Genomic DNA, 1,435 nt, shown 5'->3' on the forward strand with positions numbered 1-1,435 from the left:
CCAATTGTTAGACACAGTCTAACAATTGGAGGTGCAGTTTTTCTATGGCTAAATTTACAGCTGATGAAAAAATACAAATCGTTTTACGTTATTTAAACGGAAATGAAAGTTATCGAGAAATGGGTAAATCGATTGGTATAAGTGACACAATTATTTTGAATTGGGTAAACCAATATAAACAGAATGGTATGGAAGCTTTTCTAAAACGATGTACAAATTACACACAACAATTTAAACTAGACGTACTAAACTTTATGATTGAAAACGGTATGTCCTTATTTGAGACGGCAGCTATCTTTAACATTCCTGCCCCTTCAACGATTTCTGTTTGGAAAAAACAGCTCGAAACACAAGGAATTGATGCCCTTCAATCTAAGAAAAAGGGGCGTCCATCCATGAAAAAAGATTCAAATAAACAAGTAAAACAAGCTTTAGCTGAAGGGTCAGTCGAAGCACTTGAAGCACGTATTCAACAGCTTGAAATGGAAAATGAGTACTTAAAAAAGTTGAATGCCTTAGTTCAAAACAAGGAAAAATCACGAAACAAGACAAGGCACAAGTAGTCTATGAATTAAGGCATAAATATTCGGTGAAGGCACTCGTGGAGCTAGCTGGTATTCCACGGAGTACGTATTATGATTTAGTAAAGAAAATGAATCGTCCGGATCAAGATGCCGATTTGAAAGCTGAAATTAAAGCAATTTATGAGGAAAATGAAGGTCGTTATGGTTACCGTCGCATTCGTGATGAATTAACGAATCGTGGCCAGAAAGTGAACCACAAGAAGGTTCAGCGCATTATGAAAGAGCTTGGATTAAAGTGTGTTGTGCGTATGAAGAAATATAAATCCTATAAAGGGAAAGTCGGTAAAATTGCACCTAATATTTTAGAGCGTAATTTTTATACAGATGTCCCGAATCAAAAATGGGTAACGGACATCACAGAGTTTAAATTGTTTGGAGAGAAACTGTATGTATCACCTGTATTAGACTTATATAATGGTGAAATTATTACCTATACAATCGGTTCTAGACCGACGTATTCACTTGTTTCAGAGATGTTAGAGAAAGCATTAGAACGTTTACCTGAAAACCACCAGCTACTGATGCATTCGGATCAAGGATGGCATTATCAAATGAGACAATACGTCCGTACACTTGAATCAAGGGGGATCGTACAGAGTATGTCTCGAAAAGGAAACTGTTACGACAACGCAGTAATAGAGAATTTCTTTGGGATTATGAAGTCGGAGTTCCTCTACATAAAAGAGTTTGAAAGTGTAGATCATTTTAAAATAGAATTAGAAAAATATATAGATTATTATAATACGAAACGGATTAAGGCAAAATTAAAAATGAGCCCGGTACAATACCGGACTCATTTGGATCAAGCTGCCTAATGAAATAACCGTGTCTAACTTTTAGGGGTCACTTCA

Annotated in this window: 1 protein-coding gene; it reads left to right on the forward strand. The window is 35.9% G+C overall.

Annotation, left to right across the window (positions count from 1 at the left end; all coding sequences use genetic code 11):
• Positions 1-44: 44 nt before the first annotated feature.
• A protein-coding gene (locus tag PDK19_RS27180) for an IS3 family transposase (protein ID WP_088106192.1) occupies positions 45-1,399 on the forward strand; the annotation gives its coding sequence in 2 pieces (ribosomal slippage) (positions 45-498 and positions 498-1,399; 1,356 coding nt in all).
• Positions 1,400-1,435 lie beyond the last annotated feature (36 nt).

Origin of the sequence: Bacillus cereus group sp. BcHK124 (assembly GCF_027712065.1) — a bacterium.
GTDB classification, from domain to species: domain Bacteria; phylum Bacillota; class Bacilli; order Bacillales; family Bacillaceae_G; genus Bacillus_A; species Bacillus_A pacificus.